This window comes from Emcibacter sp., from assembly GCF_048269205.1.
Taxonomy (GTDB): domain Bacteria; phylum Pseudomonadota; class Alphaproteobacteria; order Sphingomonadales; family Emcibacteraceae; genus Emcibacter.
Genome location: NZ_JBLXJC010000001.1, coordinates 368,359 through 385,916 on the forward strand (window position 1 = coordinate 368,359; position 17,558 = coordinate 385,916).

A 17,558-nucleotide genomic window follows, 5' to 3' on the forward strand; every position below is an offset into this window, starting at 1 on the left:
CGGTGTGGCCGTGCCACCGGAAAAATATGTCGCCGAACTTACCGGTGTGAGCCACCGGTACGGCAAAAAATATGCTCTCCGGGATGTTGCTCTTTCCCTGCCGGCCGGCTGCATGGTGGGGCTGATCGGTCCCGACGGGGTTGGGAAGTCCACTCTTATGGGGCTTGTCTCCGGTGCCCGCAAACTTCAGGAGGGTGAGGTCACTGTGCTGGGCGGCGATATGACGTCAGAAAAACACCGCGACAGTGTCTATCCCCACATCGCCTATATGCCCCAGGGTCTGGGCAAGAACCTCTATATGGACCTGAGCATTCATGAAAACCTGCAGTTTTTCGCCCGGCTGTTCGGCCTGACCCGCCAGGACAGGAAAAGCCGCATTGATCGTCTGCTGCGGGCTACCGGGCTTCTGCCGTTCAAGCGGCGTCCGGCGGGGAAACTGTCCGGCGGCATGAAGCAAAAGCTGGGCCTGTGCTGCGCCCTTGTTCACGACCCCGACCTGTTGATCCTGGATGAACCGACCACCGGTGTTGATCCGCTCAGCCGGCAGCAGTTCTGGAGCCTGATTGATGAAATCCGGGCGGCCAGTCCGCAAATGAGCGTACTGGTTTCCACCGCCTATATGGATGAGGCGGACCGGTTTGACTGGCTGGTGGCGATGAACGACGGGCAGGTGCTGGCTACCGGGACCCCGACCGAATTGAGGCAGCAAACCGGATGCGATACGCTGGAGGAGGCGTTTGTACGCCTCTTGCCGGGCCAGGAAACGGGCGGACGGCTGGAGATTCCGCCTTTGAAAACGGCGGACGGGGGAATTGCCATTGAAGCGCGGAACCTGACTCGCCGCTTCGGGAATTTTACAGCCGTTGACGATGTCAGTTTCGAGATCCAGCGGGGGGAGATATTCGGATTTCTCGGCTCCAACGGCTGCGGCAAGACCACCACCATGAAGATGCTGACCGGGCTTCTGCCGGCATCGGAGGGTGAGGCATTCCTGTTAGGCGGCCGGGTGAATGGCGGAGATATGAAAACCCGGCGGCGTGTCGGCTATATGTCGCAGTCCTTTTCCCTTTACGGGGAACTGACCGTGCGCCAGAATCTGATGTTGCACGGGCGGTTGTTTGATTTGACGGATCGGGAAATCAGGGAGCGGATAAAGGATCTGGTTTCCCGGTTTTCTCTGGAAAAACACCTGGACGACCTTGCCGAATCCCTGCCGCTTGGCGTACGCCAGCGTCTGTCCCTGGCGGTGGCGGTCATTCACGAGCCGGAAATGCTGATCCTGGATGAACCCACCTCCGGGGTTGATCCGGTGGCCAGGGACGAATTCTGGAAGCTTCTGATCGACCTGTCCCGAAATCGCAATGTGACCATCTTCATTTCCACCCATTTCATGAACGAGGCCCTGCGTTGTGACCGGGTATCCCTGATGCACGACGGCAGGGTGCTGGCGTGTGATACGCCCGACAAGTTGATGCAGGCGAAGAATACCGGGGATTTCGAGGAAGCCTTCATCGAATATATCCGTGAAACTGTGGGCGAAGAGGCATACGAAGCCGAGGAAATTGCTGCCGTGAAAGCGCCGGCAGAACCCGCACTGCGGAAGAAACAGGGCTTTTTCCGACTATCGCGTCTGTTGACCTATAGCTACCGGGAATATCTGGAGATTATACGTGATCCGATCCGGCTGGCCTTTGCCTTTGTCGGTACGGCTCTTCTCTATATTGTGTTCGGCTATGGTATTTCCGCCGACGTGACAAACCTGCGCTATGTGGCACTGGATCTGGACAATTCTCCCGAGAGCCGTTCCTATGTGGAACATTTTCGCGGTTCCCGTTACTTCCGTGAAGTGGGCAGGATCTACAGTCCACAGGAAGCGGAATCAATGTTGCAGGGCAACAAGGCGTCGCTGGTGGTGGAAATCCCGCCCGGTTTCGGACGAGATATCCATCAGGGCAAAAAGCCCGAGGTGGCGGCTTGGATTGACGGAGCCATGCCGGACCAGGCGGAAACCATCAAGGGGTATGTCCAGGGCCTGCACCGGGCTTATCTGGATGACTATAGTCGCCGGACAACGGGAGAGCCGCTGCAGCAGCTCCCGGTGGATATCGTTATCCGCTATAGTTATAACCCGACGTTCGAAAGCATATATGCCATGGTTCCGGCCATACCCACCATCCTGTTGTTCATGGTTCCGGCGATTCTGATGGCCGTCAGTATTGTCCGGGAAAAGGAACTGGGCAGCATCAATAATTTTTATGTGACACCGGTAACCCGGCTTGAATTTCTGCTTGGCAAGCAGCTGCCCTATATTATTATATTTTACATCAATACTCTTCTGTTGCTGATGATGGCAATATTCCTGTTTGGTGTCCCGATCAAGGGCAGCATCACCGCCTATCTGATCGGCAGTCTGCTCTATGTAACCGTGACGACCGGGTTTGGCCTGATGATTTCCGCCTTTACCCGCAGCCAGATCGCCGCCATTTTCGCCACCGCGATTCTGGCGATCATGCCGACAATCCAGTTTTCCGGCCTGACGCAACCTGTTTCCACCCTTGAGGGACGGGCAGAACTTATGGGGAATCTCTGGCCGGCGGGCAAATTCCTGCATCTCGGGGTCGGGGCTTTTACCAAGGCCCTTTCCCTGGAGGCCCTGATACCGGATCTGGTTCGTTTGTCGATTTATATACCGGTGTTTCTGTTCCTTGCTGTGGTAGCCATGAGAAAGCAGGAGAAATAGCATGAACAGGCTTCGGCATATCTTCTGGCTCGGCATCAAGGAACTGTTCAGTCTGAAGCGGGACATTGTGCTGCTGATTCTGGTCATTTATTCCTTCACCCTGGCCATCTATGTGGAGGCGACGGGGATCACCGGCCAGGTACATAATGCCTCCGTCGCGGTAGTGGACGAGGACCAGTCCCGTCTGTCCAAACAAATCATGGATGCAGTGCCTAAACCATATTTTCGGGATCCGGTCCTGATCAGTGCGCCGGAGGCCCTGAAGGGAATGGATGACGGCCATTATATGTTTGTGCTCTATATTCCAAAGGGCTTCGAAGAGGATATGCTGGCCGGACGGAAACCGGAAATCCTGGTGGATGTGGATGCCACGGCGGTAAACCAGGCCGGCAAGGGGGCAGGGTATCTGCAGGAGCTGATCAATGCCGAGGTGGCAAATTTTGTTCTTGGCACATCGGAGGGGGTTGAGCCGCCGGTCAAGCTGGTCAGTCATATGGCCTTTAACCCCAACGCCGTTTCCATGTGGTTTACCAGTCTGGCGTCGGTCATTGACAAGGTGGTGATGCTGACTGTTATCCTGACCGGCGCGGCCCTGATCCGGGAGCGGGAGCACGGCACCATCGAGCATCTGATGGTCATGCCGCTTACCCCCTGGGAAATCGTCCTGTCCAAGGTCTGGGCCAACGGTCTGGTGATCCTGCTTGGTGTGACCTTTGCCATTCTGCTGGTGATCCGGGAAGTTCTCTCGGTGCCCGTGGCGGGGTCGGTGCCCCTTTATCTGGCCGGCACCACAATTTTCCTGTTTTTTGCCACGGCCTTCGGCGTGTTCATCGGGACCATCGTGCGCAGCATGCCCCAGCTTGGCCTTCTGACCATTCTGGTGATTTTGCCGATGATGTTGCTGTCCGGCGGCAAGACGCCGGTGGAAAACCAGCCCGACTGGATGCAGACTATCACCTTTTTCCTGCCATCGCGGCATTATGTCAGCTTTTCCCAGTCCATATTGCTTCGGGATGCCGGAATCGAGGTGGTCTGGCCCCAGTTCCTGATCGTGGGGGTCATGGGGTTATTCTTCTTCGGTCTCAGCCTGATCCTTTTCCGCCGCAGCATGGATGTGGGGAAATAGCGTCAGATGACCTGCCCGCAGGCATGACCCGAGGCCCAGGCCCACTGGAAATTATAGCCGCCCAGATGGCCGGTTACATCCACCACTTCGCCGATGAAATAAAGCCCGGGGACCTTTTGGGCTTCGAAGGTTTTTGACGACAATTCATCCGTGTCCACACCGCCGACGGTCACTTCTGCTGTCCGGTAACCTTCCGTGCCATTGGGCAGGATCTGCCAGTCGTTGATCATGGCGGCCACCAGGTGCAGTTTTTTATGGCTCAGGTCGGCCAGTCGCCCCTCGATACCGGTTTCTTCACCGATAAACTGGGCCAGGCGTCGCGGCAGGTGTTCCGCCAGAAGAGTTACAAGTTCCTGCTTTGGCGAATGGTCCTTGGCGGCTTTTAGCAAGGCAAACATGTCCTGATCGGGCAGCATATTGATCCGGACAGGCTCTCCCTCCCGCCAGTAGCTGGAAATCTGCAGGATGGCGGGACCGCTGAGCCCCCGGTGGGTGAACAGCAGGGCCTCGCGGAATTTCACCTTGCCGAATTTGACCTCGGCCTCAACCGATACGCCGGAAAGGGCAGAGAGTTTTTCCTTGATCGGGCCGGAAAAGGTGAGCGGCACCAGCCCGGCCCGGGGGTCAATGACATGCAAGCCGAACTGACGGGCGATTTTATAGCCGAAGGAGCTCGCTCCCATTTTCGGAATCGACGGTCCGCCACAGGCGATCACCAGTTTGTGGCAGGCATAGGGACCGCGCGAGGTGGTGAGCCGGAACAGCTCTGCATCCTTGTTGATCTCTTCGACCTCGGTGCTTGTGACAATGGCGACACCATTCTGTTCGCATTCCCGGAGCAGCATATTGATGATGTCTTTGGCGCTGTTGTCGCAAAAGAGCTGGCCCAGGGTCTTTTCATGCCACTTGATCTGATAGCGGTCGACCAGATCGATAAAGTCCTGCGGACAGTATCGTTTCAGGGCAGAGACACAAAAACGGGGATTTTGAGAGAGGTAATTTTCCGGTGCGGCATGGATATTGGTGAAATTGCAGCGTCCGCCGCCGGAAATGCGGATTTTTTCAGCAGGTTTGGCGGCATGGTCCAGAACCAGTACCCGCCGTCCTCTTTTTCCTGCTTCTATGGCGCACATGAGGCCGGCAGCGCCGGCCCCAATGATGATGATATCAAAAGGCTCAGGCTGCACGCCGTTTCGGGCCGCCTGACGGTTTTCTGGATTTGACGAACTTGTTTTTACCATTGGCGTTCGAATTCTTGTTGGGGCCGCCGGACTTGCCTTCCGGCTTTACGCGGCGGCTCTCGCCCAGCGCATTTTTCGGGCCCCGGGGTTTTCTGGCTCTGGAGAATTTCTGGCCCGGTTTTCCACCTGGTTTTCCAGAAGACCGGCCACGTCCCTTGTATCCGCGTCCGCCTTTTTCTTCTTTTACATCTACATGGAATTGATGTTCATCGTCCACTTCGATTTTCTGATCAATTTGCCGTTCAATCTGGCGCAGCAGACCCTTGTCCCGGCCATCGCAGAAGGAAATCGCCTGGCCGCTTTCGCCGTTACGACCGGTCCGGCCCACGCGGTGCACATAGTTTTCCGGCTCCATCGGCAGGTCATAGTTGATCACCATATCGATGCCCGGCACGTCAATGCCGCGGGCAGCCACGTCGGTGGCCACCAGATAGCGCAGGGAACCGTTGCGGAACCGGCGCAGAATCTTTTCCCGCATGGACTGGTGCTTGTCGCCATGGATTGAGGCAACGGTGCAATCATTGGAAGACAGTGCGCGCGCCAGGTTGTCAGCGCCGGCTTTGGTCTTGGCAAAGATAATGGCCTGACCCGGGTTTTCCTTGTCCAGCACGTCGTTCAGCAGCGCCCGTTTATTCTTGCCGTCCAGGAACATCACCTTGTGGCTGATGGTCTCGGCCACGGCCGTTTCCTGCGGCATCTCCACATAGGCGGGGTTGCGCAGGATTTGTGACGCCAGTTTCCTGACGTTGGCAGTCATGGTGGCGGAGAAAAGCACGGTCTGATGGTTTTCCGGCAGGCTTGCCGCAATGTCTTTCACGTCATGGATGAAGCCCATGTCGAGCATCCGGTCCGCTTCGTCCAGGATGAAGATGTCAATTTCGTCAAATTTGATGCTGCCGCGTTTCTTATGATCCAGCAGACGGCCGGGTGTGGCCACCAGCACATCAATACCCTGGCGCAGCAGGCCGATCTGTTTACCCATCGGGGCACCACCGAAAATGGCTGTCTGTTTCAGGCCAAGGCCCTTATTGAAGGGAAAAATGCTGTCGGCGATCTGCTTGGCCAGTTCCCGTGTCGGGGCCAGGATCAGGGCGCGGGGGGTATTGGGTGTACGCCTGCCGGCAGTTTCGCTGAGCCGTTGCAGCATGGGCAGGCCGAAAGCTGCGGTCTTGCCGCCGCCAGTCTGGGCCAGGCCGATCATGTCCCGGCCTTCAAGAAGAAGCGGGATGGCGCTTTCCTGGATAGGGGTCGGGCTTTCGAAACCTTCTTTTTGGATGTTTTTCAGCAAAGGGCCTTCAAGGCCCAGATCGGCAAATGCCGACGTGGTCATTTCAGTCACGGATATTCCTTTCGCGTGCGTTATGCCGGACTTCCGGCTCTGTTCCGCGATGATACCCAATAACTTTATGACTGGTCTGGCAGGCCTGACCTGCTTTCACGGCGGATGTTCAAAAGCCGTGCATCCTTGGCACGGCGTTACGGCCTCATATGAGCGCTGCAGTGCACAATGTCAAGCTAAATCGGTTCATCCCTGAATATGCAGCTTTTATAATACTTGTCTCCAGCCGCTTTTTAAGGAACAATCCCCTGTTGCAAGGGGAAGTGGATGAAACGTGAAGAATTTGATGATTTTTGCGCCACGCTGAAGGCTACCGATAATGTGGTCCAGTGGGGCAATAGTTCGGTGTGGAAAGTGGGCGGAAAGATATTCGCCATCTGCTCTATCTGGGGTGAGGGCGAGGAACAGAAGATCAGCTTTAAATGTTCCGATCTGGCGTACGAGGTTCTCTGTGAACGGGAGGGCATCATTCCTGCCCCCTATCTCGCAAGGGCCAAATGGGTGCAGCTTATCTCGCCCAACGCCATGACGGATGAGGATATCCGGCTGCATATCACTGATGCCCACGACATCATTGCCGGCAAATTGACAAAGGCCCAGCGTACCGAGCTGGGCCTTTGAGGTAATTTCCGGGATCAGCCTTTGCGGGCACTAATCCAGTCGTTGACGATATCTTCCAGAACGGAAAGCGGCACAGCGCCGTGACGCAGGATTTCGTCATGGAAGGCCCTGAGGTCGAAATCCGTGCCCAGTTCCTTCTCCGCCTTTGCCCGAAGCTCCCTGATTTTCAGTTCACCGGTCTTATAAGCCAGCGCCTGTCCGGGCCAGGTGATATAGCGATCCACCTCGGCAGTGATGTTATGCAGGCTGAGGGCGGAATTTTCGGCCATGAAATCGATGGCCTGCTGGCGGGTCCAGCCCATATAATGCATGCCGGTATCCACCACCAGGCGAAGCGCCCGCCACATTTCATAACTCAGGCGGCCGAAGTTGCTGTAGGGGTCTTCATAAAAACCCACTTCCAGGCCAAGCCGTTCCGCATAAAGGCCCCAGCCTTCTACAAAGACCGTATAACCGCCATAGCGGCGGAAATTGGGCAGGTCGGTTTCACTGGCGAGTGCTATTTGCAGGTGATGGCCCGGCACCGCTTCATGAAGGGTCAGGGATTCCATGGTGTAAAGCGGCCGACTGTCCAGCTTGGTGGTGTTAATGAAATAATATCCGGCCCGGCTGCCGTCCGGCGCCCCCGGCATATAATAGGCAACGGTGGTTTTCTCCGCGATGTCCGCCGGGACAACAGCAATGCCGTAGGGCTGGCGCGGCAGGCGGCCGAACAGTTTGGGCAGTTCCCCGTCCATTTTTTTGGCGATGGTGCTGACCTTGTCAACCAGTTCCTCAGGTGTCTTGGGATAGAACTGGGGATCGGTGCGCAGGAACTGGATGAACTCCTGAAGGCCACCGTCAAACTCGACTTCCCTGATGATTTCCATCATTTCGCCGCGGATGCGTTTCACTTCGCTCATGCCCCGGTCATGCACCTGCTGCGGGGTCATGTCGGTGGTGGTGAACTGGCGCACCCGATGTTCGTAATAGGCCTTTCCGTCGGGCCAGTGCAGGGCGCCCACCTTCTTCATGCAGTTGGGGGCGTAGTCTTTGGTATAAAGCTCGTAGAAGGCCTGGAAGGCGGGCACAACCCCGTCCATAATGGCTTTCTTGGCTTCGGTCCTGAGCTCGGCCTGGGTGGCGGCCGGGATGATGTCCGGCATTTTCACGAAGGGCGCATAGAGGGCGCTTTTGCCGGCATCCTTGACGATATGGCTGGAAATGGAGGTCTCATAACCTTCCATGGAGGCACAGGCATGGATAAAGCCCTGTTTGATGGCCTCGCGCATCACCTCCATATTTTCCGTGTTCAGCCGCGGATAATCCCGAAGCCGGGAGATATAGTCCCGGTAGTCCTGTTCTTTCGAGAAGCTGATCAGGCTCGGCAACCGGGCGAAATTCATATGCCAGCCGCCCCGGTTGGTGATGTTGAACAGATAGCTCTTGAAACTGAACGCCTCCAGCTCCCGTTCCACCTCGGTGCGGAAAAGCTTGTAGTTGATCCGGTCCTCGTCACTCAGCTTTTTCACATTGATCTTGTCGAGCCGGGCGAGGACCTTCTTTTCATACTCCGCCCGGCGCTCATGATCTTTGATCGAGGCGGTGCCGAGACGGTCATTATATCGTTTGTCGCCCAGGTCACTGGCGAAAGTGGGATACTCCTTTAAGGTAAATTCCCAGCTGTCATCCAGGATCTTGTGAAAGTCCTTTGTTGTATCGGCGGCGGCGGGCAGGGCCAAAGCCCCCGCAAGCAGCAGCACGGCAAATGTCGTTTTCAGTCTCATGTTTATCCCCTTTATTATTTGGTCTGGTTTTTGATCCATTCGTCAACGGTTTCCTCAAGCATGCTGAGCGGCAGGGAGCCGTCGCCGAGGATCACGTCATGGAAGGCGCGGATATCGAATTTTTCGCCCAGCTTTTTCTCTGCCCGCTGGCGCAGTTCAAGGAGTTTCAGTTCCCCAACCTTGTAGGACAGCGCCTGGCCCGGCCAGGAAATATAGCGGTCGATCTGTCCGGCGGCCTCGGCTTCGGAAAGGCCGGTATTATCGACCAGCAAATCAATCGCCTTCTGGCGCTCCCAGCCCATGGCATGCAGTCCGGTATCCACCACAAGCCTATAGGCGCGCCAGATTTCATTGCTGAGGCGGCCAAAGTCGGCGTAAGGGTCGTCATACATGCCGGCTTCCAGGCCCAGCTTTTCCGAATAAAGCCCCCAGCCTTCGGTATAGGCGTTGTGGTTCAGGGTGCGGCGGAAGGCGGGTACCTCTGATTCCATGGCAAGGGCGTTCTGAAGGTGATGGCCGGGCACCCCTTCATGCAGGCTCAGCGCCACCAGGCTGAAGAGCGGCTGATCCCGCAGGGACTTCACGCTCAGGAAATAGGTGCCGGGGGTGCGGTTGTCCGGTGGCGGCATATAGAAGGTGCCGCGGTTCTTTGTCGCCTTTACGGTGAAGGTATTGCGCGGCAGGGTGCCGAACAGATAGGGAAGTTCGCCGTACATCTTCATGTTGATATAGGCGGTTTTCTCCATCAGATCCTGCTCGTCAGTCGCATAAAAACGGTCGTCGGTACGCAGGAATTCCAGGAATTCCTTATAGCTGCCTTTGAAACCGACCTTCTTGATGATGGCGTCCATCTCCGCCCGGATGCGTTTCACTTCGCTAAGCCCAAGGTCATGGATCTCTTGTGCTGTCATGTCGGTGGTGGTGAAGAAGCGGATCGCCCAGGCGTAATAGTCCGCCCCGCCCGGAAGGGACGAAATGCCCGCTTCCTTGCGGCAGTTGGGCATATAGTCCTTTGTCCAGAACTCATAGAATTCCCGGTAAGCGGGGGTCACTTTTTCTGTGATCAGCTTTTTCGCCTGTGCCGCCATTTCCTTTTTCAGCTTGTCCGGAAAGGTGGCCGGAAACTTTTTAAACGGCACGAACAGAGGGCTGTCTTCAGCCCTGTCCGTAATATAGGTGCTGATGTTCTTGTGATAGTTTTGGAAACTTTCGCAATATTGGGTGTAACCGGCCTTGATGCCTTCACGCAGCAGGTTCGTATTTTCCCGGTTGAAACGGGGATAGTCCTCCAGGCTGACGAGGAATTTTTCATAGTCCTGACGGGTCAGGAACGCCATATTGGCGGGCGCCTCGGCGAAATAACTGAACCAGCCGAACAGATAGGTTACCGGAAAATAACGGTCCTGGGTCGTATAGCTTTCCTGTTCCAGCTCGCGCTCATATTTGAACAGGCGATAGCTGATTTTATCTTCGGCAGACAGTTTCTCCATTGGAATTTTCGCCAGTTCCGCCAGCATTTGGTCATTAAACTTCTGACGGCGGTCAAATCCGGCCTTTGAGATGTCGGCAAGCTTGCCGTCCGGCTTCCAGCCGTCGGGGTCGGTGTGGAAAAAGACCTGTTCTTCATTGGCCTTTTGCCAGTGTTTGTCGAGAAGTTTGTGGAAATCGGCGGTAGTGTCTGCGCGGGCTGTCGCCAGGGACAGGGCAAAAACAACCAGACTGAAAACTATGGTACGGAAAGACATTTAATTCCCCATGTATGTTATGATGCTGTTTTATGGTTTTGCAAAGCGCAACAATACTGGACCAAAGCCAGATTGTATACGATTTTGACTCCAAAATTCAGTGATGGAATTTCAGTGATCTGCGCAAAAGATTTATTGCTATCGGCAGGGGAATGGGATAAATACCTTACTCATGAGTAACATTTTGCATTGAGGCCAGCCCTGTAGGGCGCAAGAGGGACCCCGGGACAAGACATGAGCGATACAAAAAAGACCAAAGGCATTACCGACTGGCAGAACCTGGTTTCCAGGGAACTGCGTGGCAGGACGGCGGACGACATCGTCTGGCACACGCCGGAAGGCATTGACGTCAAGGCGCTCTATACGGACGAGGATCTGACGGACATTCCCCATCTGGCCGAAGGTGAGACGTTCCTGCCCGGCTTTGCGCCCTATACCCGCGGGGTCAGGGCCAGCATGTATGCGGGCCGTCCCTGGACCGTGCGGCAGTATGCCGGTTTTTCCACTGCCGAGGAATCCAACGCCTTTTATCGCCGCAACCTGGCCGCTGGTCAGAAGGGCCTGTCCGTAGCCTTTGATCTTGCCACCCACCGGGGCTATGACAGCGATCATCCGCGTGTGGTTGGTGATGTGGGCAAGGCCGGTGTGGCCATCGATTCTGTCGAGGATATGAAAATCCTCTTCGACCAGATCCCGCTTGATGAAATGTCTGTCTCCATGACCATGAACGGGGCGGTCATTCCCTGCCTCGCTTTCTATATCGTTGCCGCCGAGGAACAGGGTGTGAAGCCGGAACAGCTTTCCGGCACCATCCAGAACGACATCCTCAAGGAGTTCATGGTCCGCAACACCTATATCTATCCGCCGGAACCGAGCATGCGGATTATTGGCGATATCATTGAATATACCTCCAAAAACATGCCGCGCTTCAACAGCATCTCCATTTCCGGCTATCACATGCAGGAAGCGGGCGCGACCCAGCTGCAGGAACTGGCCTTTACCCTGGCCGACGGTATGGAATATGTCCGCGCTGCCCAGGCCAAGGGACTTGATGTGGACAGCTTCGCCCCGCGTCTCAGCTTCTTCTTCGCCATCGGCATGAATTTCTTCATGGAAGTGGCTAAGCTGCGGGCCGCCCGCACCATCTGGGCCCAGATCATGGAAAATTTTGGCGCCAAGGACCCGAAAAGCCTGATGCTGCGTACTCATTGCCAGACTTCCGGCGTGTCGCTGACTGAAAAAGACCCCTACAACAATGTGATCCGCACCACGGTCGAAGCCATGGCGGCTTCGCTTGGCGGCACCCAGTCGCTGCATACCAATGCGCTCGATGAAGCCATCGCCCTGCCGACCGATTTCTCCGCCCGCATCGCGCGGAATACCCAGCTGGTGCTGCAGGAAGAAACCGGCATTTGCAATGTGGTCGATCCGCTTGGTGGCTCCTATTACATCGAAAGCCTGACCAACGAACTTGTCCAGGAAGCCTGGAAACTGATCTGGGAAGTTGAGGAACTGGGCGGCATGACCAAGGCGGTGGAGACCGGCCTGCCGAAAATGAAGATCGAGGAAGCCGCCGCCCGCAAACAGGCCCGTATTGACAAGGGCGAGGAAGTGGTCGTCGGTGTCAACAAATACCAGCTCGCCAAGGAAGACCCCATCGATATTCTCGATGTGGACAATGCCGCCGTGCGTGAGGCCCAGATCGCCAGGCTCAGAAAAATGCGCGAGAGCCGGGACGAAGCCAAATGCCAGGCCGCGCTTGATGCCTTGACAGAAGCGGCCAAAAGCGGCGACAATCTTCTGGAGAAAGCCGTGGACGCGGCTCGCGCCCGCGCCTCACTCGGGGAGATTTCAGACGCCATGGAAAAAATATTCGATCGTCACAAGGCCGAAGTGCGCTCCATCTCCGGCGTCTATGGTTCCGCCTATGAAGGGGATGAGGGTTTCCAGGCCATTCAGAAACGGGTCGAGGAATTCGCCGAACGCGAAGGCCGCCGCCCCCGCATGATGGTGGTGAAAATGGGTCAGGACGGCCATGACCGCGGCGCCAAGGTGGTGGCCACTGCCTTTGCCGATATCGGCTTTGATGTGGATGTGGGCCCGCTGTTCCAGACGCCCGAGGAAGCCGCCCGCCAGGCCATTGAAAACGACGTGCATATCATCGGGGTTTCTTCATTGGCCGCCGGGCACAAGACTTTGGTACCGGCCCTGATCGCCGAGCTCAAGAAGGAAGGCGCGGAGGATATCCTGGTCTCTTGTGGCGGGGTGATCCCGCAGCAGGATTATGATTTCCTTTATAAGGCCGGTGCCGCCGCCATCTTCGGCCCGGGCACCAACATTCCCAAAGCCGCCGCCGAAATCCTCGACAAGCTGGAAGGGAAATAGCATACTGCTCTCTGACGGGGAAAGCTTATCCTTTCCCCGTGATAACAGGGGGCAGCAATGGAAGACGTTTTTATCCGCTATTTTCATTTCCTCGGCATACTCGGCATTGCCGCGACGCTGGTGGCGGAACATCTTTTGCTGAAATCGGAAATGACGGTGACCGAGATGCGCCGGATTGCGCTCATCGACGGGCTTTACGGTCTCAGCGCCGTGACGGTGCTGGTGGCGGGCCTCGCCCTGTGGTTTGTCGTGGGCATCCCGGACTATTATGCCGCCAACTGGATCTTTCATCTGAAGATCGGCGTATTTGTGGTGCTTGGCATCCTGTCGCTCGGGCCCACTTTTTTCTTCCTGAAAAACCGTAAACAGACCGGGGGCATGATCGCCGTGCCGCCGAAAATGATCAAAATCATCCGGATCGAGCTCACATTGCTCGCCGTCATGCCGCTGCTGGCGGTCCTCATGGCCCGCGGTTACGGGATGATGGGGTAGGGGTTACTTTTGAGCGTAAAGGGAAGCCTTTCCCGAAAAAGGCGGATGCTTTGAATGCTGATTTGGTTAAAGCAAAAGTTTATAATAAGCTTGAACAGAAGAGTGTGACGTCTTGGCTGGGAATTCGTAATAGTGCGGCACATGGAGATTATGACGACTACACTGCCGAGCAGGTCAAGCTCATGCTATCAGGTGTTATCGATTTTATGAACCGGAATACGGTTTAATTTATCTTTGGTTTAAGCCGCCACCACCTTCACTTCTTCCTCGATCTTTTTACCCACTTCATCCCGCGCCACTTCCAGATCATAGTGGGTCTGCAGGGTCATCCAGAAATCGGCGGACATGTTAAAGGCGCGGCCGAGGCGCAGCGCCGTGTCGGCGGTGACGGCTCGCTTGCCTTTCAGGATCTCGGACAGGCGGGTCTGGGTCATGCCGGTGGCCTTGGCCAAAGCATAGGCGCTGAGCCCCATGGGGGTCAGAAACTCCTCCTGCAGGATTTCTCCGGGATGAATGGGGGCTATCTTTTTTATTTGTCCGTCCATTTGCACGTCCTAATGATAATCACAAATTTCCACCTCATGGGCGTTGCCGTCCCGCCAGACAAAACAGATGCGCCACTGGTCATTGAGGCGGATGCTGTATTGACCGGTTCTGTCGCCCTTCAGCTGTTCCAGCCGGTTACCCGGCGGGATACGCAGCTCGTTGACGTCTGAGGCGGCATGGATCAGGAGCAGTTTCCGGTAGGCTAGGCGGTGCAGGTTCTACGGTAGTTTTTTGGTAAACTTCCGATGAAAGACGCGCTCCGTCTGCTTATCCCGAAACCCCCTGATCATGCCTCATGGTATCGTACATCAATAGTATCGTCAATCGATATTATTTTCTCTCCCTTTTGACATTCGCGCCGTCCTTGCTAAAGTGGCGCCATGATCGAGGTAACATCCCATATCCATATCGACGAGGACGAGATCGAGGAGCAGTTCATCCGCTCGCCCGGTCCCGGCGGGCAGAATGTGAACAAGGTTTCGACCGGGGTGCAACTGCGTTTTGATGCGAAAAATTCCCCCGCCCTTTATCCGGCCCTGTTTGCCCGCCTGCGCACCCTTGCCGGTCAGCGCATGACCAAGGAAGGCGTCCTGGTGATTTCGGTGCATGATACCCGCAGCCAGGCCCGCAACCGGGAACTGGCGCTGGAGCGGCTCGTGGCCCTGATCCGGGAGGCGACGGTGGTGCCGAAAACACGCCGGCCCACCAAACCCTCACGGGCGGCAAAGGCGCGGCGCATCGAGGGCAAGAAGAAACGGGGCGGGGTGAAAAAAACACGTGCCAAGGTCGGCCTGAACGATTAAAAACGATTCAGCAGAAGTACAAAAAACAGGGTATTTTCGAAGTATGGATAATCTCGACCGCTGGCAGCCGGAACATGACTTTCACCTGGAAAATGTAAAGGGGGAGAAGAGCACTTTCCGGGTCATTCTGCTCACCGTCTTCATGATGGTGGTGGAAATCGCCGCCGGGCTTTCCTTCGGCTCCATGGCGCTGCTGGCCGACGGGCTGCATATGGGCACCCATGCGGCGGCGCTGGGTATCACCCTGTTCGCCTATGGCTATGCCCGGCGCAATGCGGAAAATGAAAAATTCAGTTTCGGCACCGGCAAAGTGGGGTTCCTCGGCGGCTATACCAGCGCCATCGTGCTCGGCATTGTCGCCCTGCTGATGGTGGCGGAGTCCGTCTCCCGGCTGATTACGCCCCAGGCGATCCGTTTTAACGAGGCCATTCTGGTGGCGGTCGTGGGCCTGATCGTCAATCTGGTCAGCGCCTGGATGCTGAAAGACAGTCATCATCATCACCATGATCACGGACATGGACACGGGCATGAACCGGGGCATGATCACGATCATCATCATGCGGAAGATCATAATTTGCGGGCCGCCTATATGCACGTGCTGGCCGATGCCCTGACCTCGGTGCTGGCCATCATTGCCCTGTTTGCCGGCAAGTCGCTGGGGTGGGTATGGATGGATCCGCTGATGGGCATTGTCGGCGCCATCATCATCAGCAAATGGGCCTGGGGCCTGATGCGGGACACCGGCCATGTGCTGCTGGACCGGACCGAGGATCCCAGCCTCCGGGCGAAAATCATCGAGGCGATCGAAGGCGACAGTGAGGACCAGGTGGTGGACCTGCACCTCTGGCAGGTGAGCCCGCACAAGAAAGTGGCGATTCTGTCCATCGTTTCCCGGTCCCCGCAGGCGCCGGAGCACTACCGGGCGCTGATGCCGGAAATTGCCGGCCTGGATCATGTGACCATTGAGGTTCATCAGTACGAGGTGTGACCCCGTCATTCTGTGAATTTCCGGTGAAACGGTTGCGATGCAGCATGATTTGCGCTATTGAAGCCGCTGATCAGGGCCGCCGCCTGAACAATTCGGGGTGGCCGTAAAACAAAGGCCTGTAAGGCCGGACAGGGTATATCGTGAACAGTTCTGCACAAGCCGCAGACGGCAAAAAACCGTCTCCTTTCCATGGCCTTTCTCTCGGACAGGCCAAGACCGAAATCTTTTCCGGCCTGACCGTGGCCCTGGCCCTGGTGCCGGAAGCGGTGGCCTTTGCCTTCGTTGCCGGGGTTAATCCGCTGGTCGGGCTATATGCCGCTTTCATCGTCGGGCTGATCACGGCCCTGTTCGGGGGCCGTCCGGGCATGATCTCCGGCGCCACCGGCGCGCTGGCCGTGGTGATGGTCAGTCTGGTGGCGGCCCACGGGGTGGAATATCTGTTTGCCACCGTCGTCCTGATGGGTATTTTCCAGATCCTGGCCGGCATTTTCCGGCTCGGCAAGTTCATCCGCATGATCCCCCACCCGGTGATGCTGGGCTTTGTCAACGGTCTGGCGATTGTGATTTTCCTGGCCCAGATGGGGCAGTTCAAGGTTACCAACGAGCTTGGTGAGAAAGTCTGGATGACCGGGACGCCGCTCGTCATGATGCTGGGGCTGGTGGTCCTGACCATGTTCATCATCCATTTCATGCCGAAAATCACCAAATTCATTCCCGCTCCGCTGGCCGCCATTGTCGGGGTCAGCGCCGTGGTGATCGGCCTTGACCTTGATGTGCCGCGGGTCGGCGACATGGCCTCCATCGCCGGGGGACTGCCGGATTTCCATATTCCCATGGTGCCGCTAACCCTTGAAACCTTTGAAATTATCCTGCCCTATTCCCTGATCCTGGCGGCCATCGGGCTCATTGAGTCTCTGCTGACCCTCAACCTGGCCAACGAAATGCTGGACAAACAGGGCGGCGCCAGCAAGGAATGCGTGGCCCAGGGCGCGGCCAATGTGGTAACCGGTTTCTTTGGCGGCATGGGCGGTTGCGCCATGATCGGCCAGAGCATCATTAACCTCAAATCCGGCGGGCGGCACCGCCTCAGCGGCATTACTGCTGCGCTGTTCCTGTTGGTCTTCATCCTGTTTGCCTCCGGTCTGATTGAACAGATTCCGCTGGCGGCTCTGGTGGGTGTGATGTTCATGGTGGTGATCGGCACCTTTGCCTGGACCACTTTCAAGATCCTGATGGTGATCCCCCGGGCCGATGCCTTTGTGCTGTTGCTGGTAACAGGTATCACGGTGATCAGCGATCTGGCCATGGCGGTGATCGCCGGGGTGATCGTTTCCGCACTGGTCTATGCCTGGCAGGTGTCGAAACGGATTAATGCCACAACCCAGATTGATGACCGGGGCAGCAAGGTCTATCTGCTGAGCGGCCCGCTGTTTTTCGGATCGGTGGAAAGCTTCAATGCGCTGTTTGATCCGGCCCGGGATCCGGATGATGTGATCGTGGACTTCATCAACAGCCGGGTGGTGGACCATTCCGCGCTGCAGGCCATCGACAGCATGGCGGAAAAATATGAAAAGGCCGGTAAGAAACTGCACCTCAGGCATTTGAGCCCGGACTGCAAGCGCCTTCTGACCCGGGCCAACAAGTTTATGGAGGTTTCTGTGATCGAGGATCCCCATTACGGCGTGGCTGTGGATTATCCTGAAGAGGAGGAAGAGATTGAGGCTGCAAAGCCCTGATGCGCGTTCTATAAATCCTCTGTACATTCG

At 56.5% G+C, this 17,558-nt stretch carries 13 protein-coding genes and 1 pseudogene; 8 read left to right on the forward strand and 6 right to left on the reverse strand.

Annotated elements, in window-relative coordinates:
* The first annotated feature begins 4 nt into the window (after positions 1 to 4).
* On the forward strand, positions 5 to 2,740 hold the full coding sequence (rbbA, locus tag ACN0YD_RS01705; protein ID WP_417316911.1) for a ribosome-associated ATPase/putative transporter RbbA: 2,736 nt from the start codon (positions 5 to 7) through the stop codon (positions 2,738 to 2,740).
* 1 nt (position 2,741) lies between these two features.
* Entirely contained in the window at positions 2,742 to 3,866 is a 1,125-nt protein-coding gene (locus ACN0YD_RS01710) for an ABC transporter permease (RefSeq protein WP_417316912.1), read from the forward strand.
* A gap of 2 nt (positions 3,867 to 3,868) precedes the next feature.
* On the opposite strand, the gene ACN0YD_RS01715 is transcribed toward ACN0YD_RS01710, so the two are convergent.
* Together ACN0YD_RS01715 and ACN0YD_RS01720 are read right to left on the reverse strand one after the other, a co-directional pair.
* Positions 3,869 to 5,107: an NAD(P)/FAD-dependent oxidoreductase gene (locus ACN0YD_RS01715; RefSeq protein WP_417316913.1), complete on the reverse strand. Its 1,239-nt coding sequence runs from the start codon at positions 5,105 to 5,107 to the stop codon at positions 3,869 to 3,871.
* On the reverse strand, positions 5,043 to 6,437 hold the full coding sequence (locus tag ACN0YD_RS01720; RefSeq protein ID WP_417318829.1) for a DEAD/DEAH box helicase: 1,395 nt from the start codon (positions 6,435 to 6,437) through the stop codon (positions 5,043 to 5,045). The genes ACN0YD_RS01715 and ACN0YD_RS01720 overlap by 65 nt, the downstream gene beginning before the upstream one ends.
* Before the next feature lie 276 nt (positions 6,438 to 6,713).
* Between ACN0YD_RS01720 and ACN0YD_RS01725 the strand changes: the two genes are divergently transcribed.
* Positions 6,714 to 7,067: an MmcQ/YjbR family DNA-binding protein gene (locus ACN0YD_RS01725; RefSeq protein ID WP_417316914.1), complete on the forward strand. Its 354-nt coding sequence runs from the start codon at positions 6,714 to 6,716 to the stop codon at positions 7,065 to 7,067.
* A gap of 14 nt (positions 7,068 to 7,081) precedes the next feature.
* Here ACN0YD_RS01725 and ACN0YD_RS01730 read toward each other — a convergent pair whose 3' ends face one another.
* Together ACN0YD_RS01730 and ACN0YD_RS01735 are read right to left on the reverse strand one after the other, a co-directional pair.
* A complete protein-coding gene (locus ACN0YD_RS01730) occupies positions 7,082 to 8,833 on the reverse strand; it encodes a DUF885 domain-containing protein (RefSeq protein WP_417316915.1) in 1,752 nt (583 codons plus the stop codon).
* Positions 8,834 to 8,847: 14 nt separating this feature from the next.
* Positions 8,848 to 10,578, reverse strand: a complete 1,731-nt coding sequence (locus ACN0YD_RS01735; protein ID WP_417316916.1) for a DUF885 domain-containing protein — start codon at positions 10,576 to 10,578, stop codon at positions 8,848 to 8,850.
* A 234-nt stretch (positions 10,579 to 10,812) separates the two neighbouring features.
* Between ACN0YD_RS01735 and scpA the strand changes: the two genes are divergently transcribed.
* Together scpA and ACN0YD_RS01745 are read left to right on the forward strand one after the other, a co-directional pair.
* The gene (gene scpA, locus ACN0YD_RS01740; RefSeq protein WP_417316917.1) at positions 10,813 to 12,963 is read left to right on the forward strand and encodes a methylmalonyl-CoA mutase; all 2,151 of its coding nucleotides are present in this window, start codon (positions 10,813 to 10,815) and stop codon (positions 12,961 to 12,963) included.
* Between the two features lie 57 nt (positions 12,964 to 13,020).
* A complete protein-coding gene (locus ACN0YD_RS01745; RefSeq protein ID WP_417316918.1) occupies positions 13,021 to 13,455 on the forward strand; it encodes a DUF2214 family protein in 435 nt (144 codons plus the stop codon).
* Between the two features lie 239 nt (positions 13,456 to 13,694).
* On the opposite strand, the gene ACN0YD_RS01750 is transcribed toward ACN0YD_RS01745, so the two are convergent.
* Together ACN0YD_RS01750 and ACN0YD_RS01755 are read right to left on the reverse strand one after the other, a co-directional pair.
* A complete protein-coding gene (locus tag ACN0YD_RS01750) occupies positions 13,695 to 14,000 on the reverse strand; it encodes a HigA family addiction module antitoxin (RefSeq protein ID WP_417316919.1) in 306 nt (101 codons plus the stop codon).
* A 9-nt stretch (positions 14,001 to 14,009) separates the two neighbouring features.
* A pseudogene (locus tag ACN0YD_RS01755) lies at positions 14,010 to 14,291 on the reverse strand (type II toxin-antitoxin system RelE/ParE family toxin).
* 90 nt (positions 14,292 to 14,381) lie between these two features.
* On the opposite strand from ACN0YD_RS01755, the gene arfB reads away from it, so the two are divergent.
* The 3 genes from arfB (at position 14,382) to ACN0YD_RS01770 (ending at position 17,528) form a co-directional block, all read left to right on the forward strand.
* Complete coding sequence (gene arfB, locus ACN0YD_RS01760; RefSeq protein WP_417316920.1) at positions 14,382 to 14,804, forward strand: alternative ribosome rescue aminoacyl-tRNA hydrolase ArfB; 423 nt, start codon at positions 14,382 to 14,384, stop codon at positions 14,802 to 14,804.
* 43 nt (positions 14,805 to 14,847) lie between these two features.
* Positions 14,848 to 15,792, forward strand: coding sequence for a CDF family Co(II)/Ni(II) efflux transporter DmeF (dmeF, locus tag ACN0YD_RS01765; protein WP_417316921.1), 945 nt, complete (start codon positions 14,848 to 14,850; stop codon positions 15,790 to 15,792).
* A gap of 221 nt (positions 15,793 to 16,013) precedes the next feature.
* Positions 16,014 to 17,528, forward strand: coding sequence for a SulP family inorganic anion transporter (locus tag ACN0YD_RS01770; RefSeq protein WP_417318831.1), 1,515 nt, complete (start codon positions 16,014 to 16,016; stop codon positions 17,526 to 17,528).
* Positions 17,529 to 17,558 lie beyond the last annotated feature (30 nt).

Bases quoted from the DNA above. Each gene is read 5' to 3' on its own strand.
- ACN0YD_RS01710 (WP_417316912.1), top strand. From the start codon at position 2,742: ATGAACAGGCTTCGGCATATCTTCTGGCTCGGCATCAAGGAACTGTTC.
- ACN0YD_RS01715 (WP_417316913.1), bottom strand. From the start codon at position 5,107: ATGGTAAAAACAAGTTCGTCAAATCCAGAAAACCGTCAGGCGGCCCGA.
- ACN0YD_RS01720 (WP_417318829.1), bottom strand. From the start codon at position 6,437: ATGACCACGTCGGCATTTGCCGATCTGGGCCTTGAAGGCCCTTTGCTG.
- ACN0YD_RS01725 (WP_417316914.1), top strand. From the start codon at position 6,714: ATGAAACGTGAAGAATTTGATGATTTTTGCGCCACGCTGAAGGCTACC.
- ACN0YD_RS01730 (WP_417316915.1), bottom strand. From the start codon at position 8,833: ATGAGACTGAAAACGACATTTGCCGTGCTGCTGCTTGCGGGGGCTTTG.
- ACN0YD_RS01735 (WP_417316916.1), bottom strand. From the start codon at position 10,578: ATGTCTTTCCGTACCATAGTTTTCAGTCTGGTTGTTTTTGCCCTGTCC.
- scpA (WP_417316917.1), top strand. From the start codon at position 10,813: ATGAGCGATACAAAAAAGACCAAAGGCATTACCGACTGGCAGAACCTG.
- ACN0YD_RS01745 (WP_417316918.1), top strand. From the start codon at position 13,021: ATGGAAGACGTTTTTATCCGCTATTTTCATTTCCTCGGCATACTCGGC.
- ACN0YD_RS01750 (WP_417316919.1), bottom strand. From the start codon at position 14,000: ATGGACGGACAAATAAAAAAGATAGCCCCCATTCATCCCGGAGAAATC.
- arfB (WP_417316920.1), top strand. From the start codon at position 14,382: ATGATCGAGGTAACATCCCATATCCATATCGACGAGGACGAGATCGAG.
- dmeF (WP_417316921.1), top strand. From the start codon at position 14,848: ATGGATAATCTCGACCGCTGGCAGCCGGAACATGACTTTCACCTGGAA.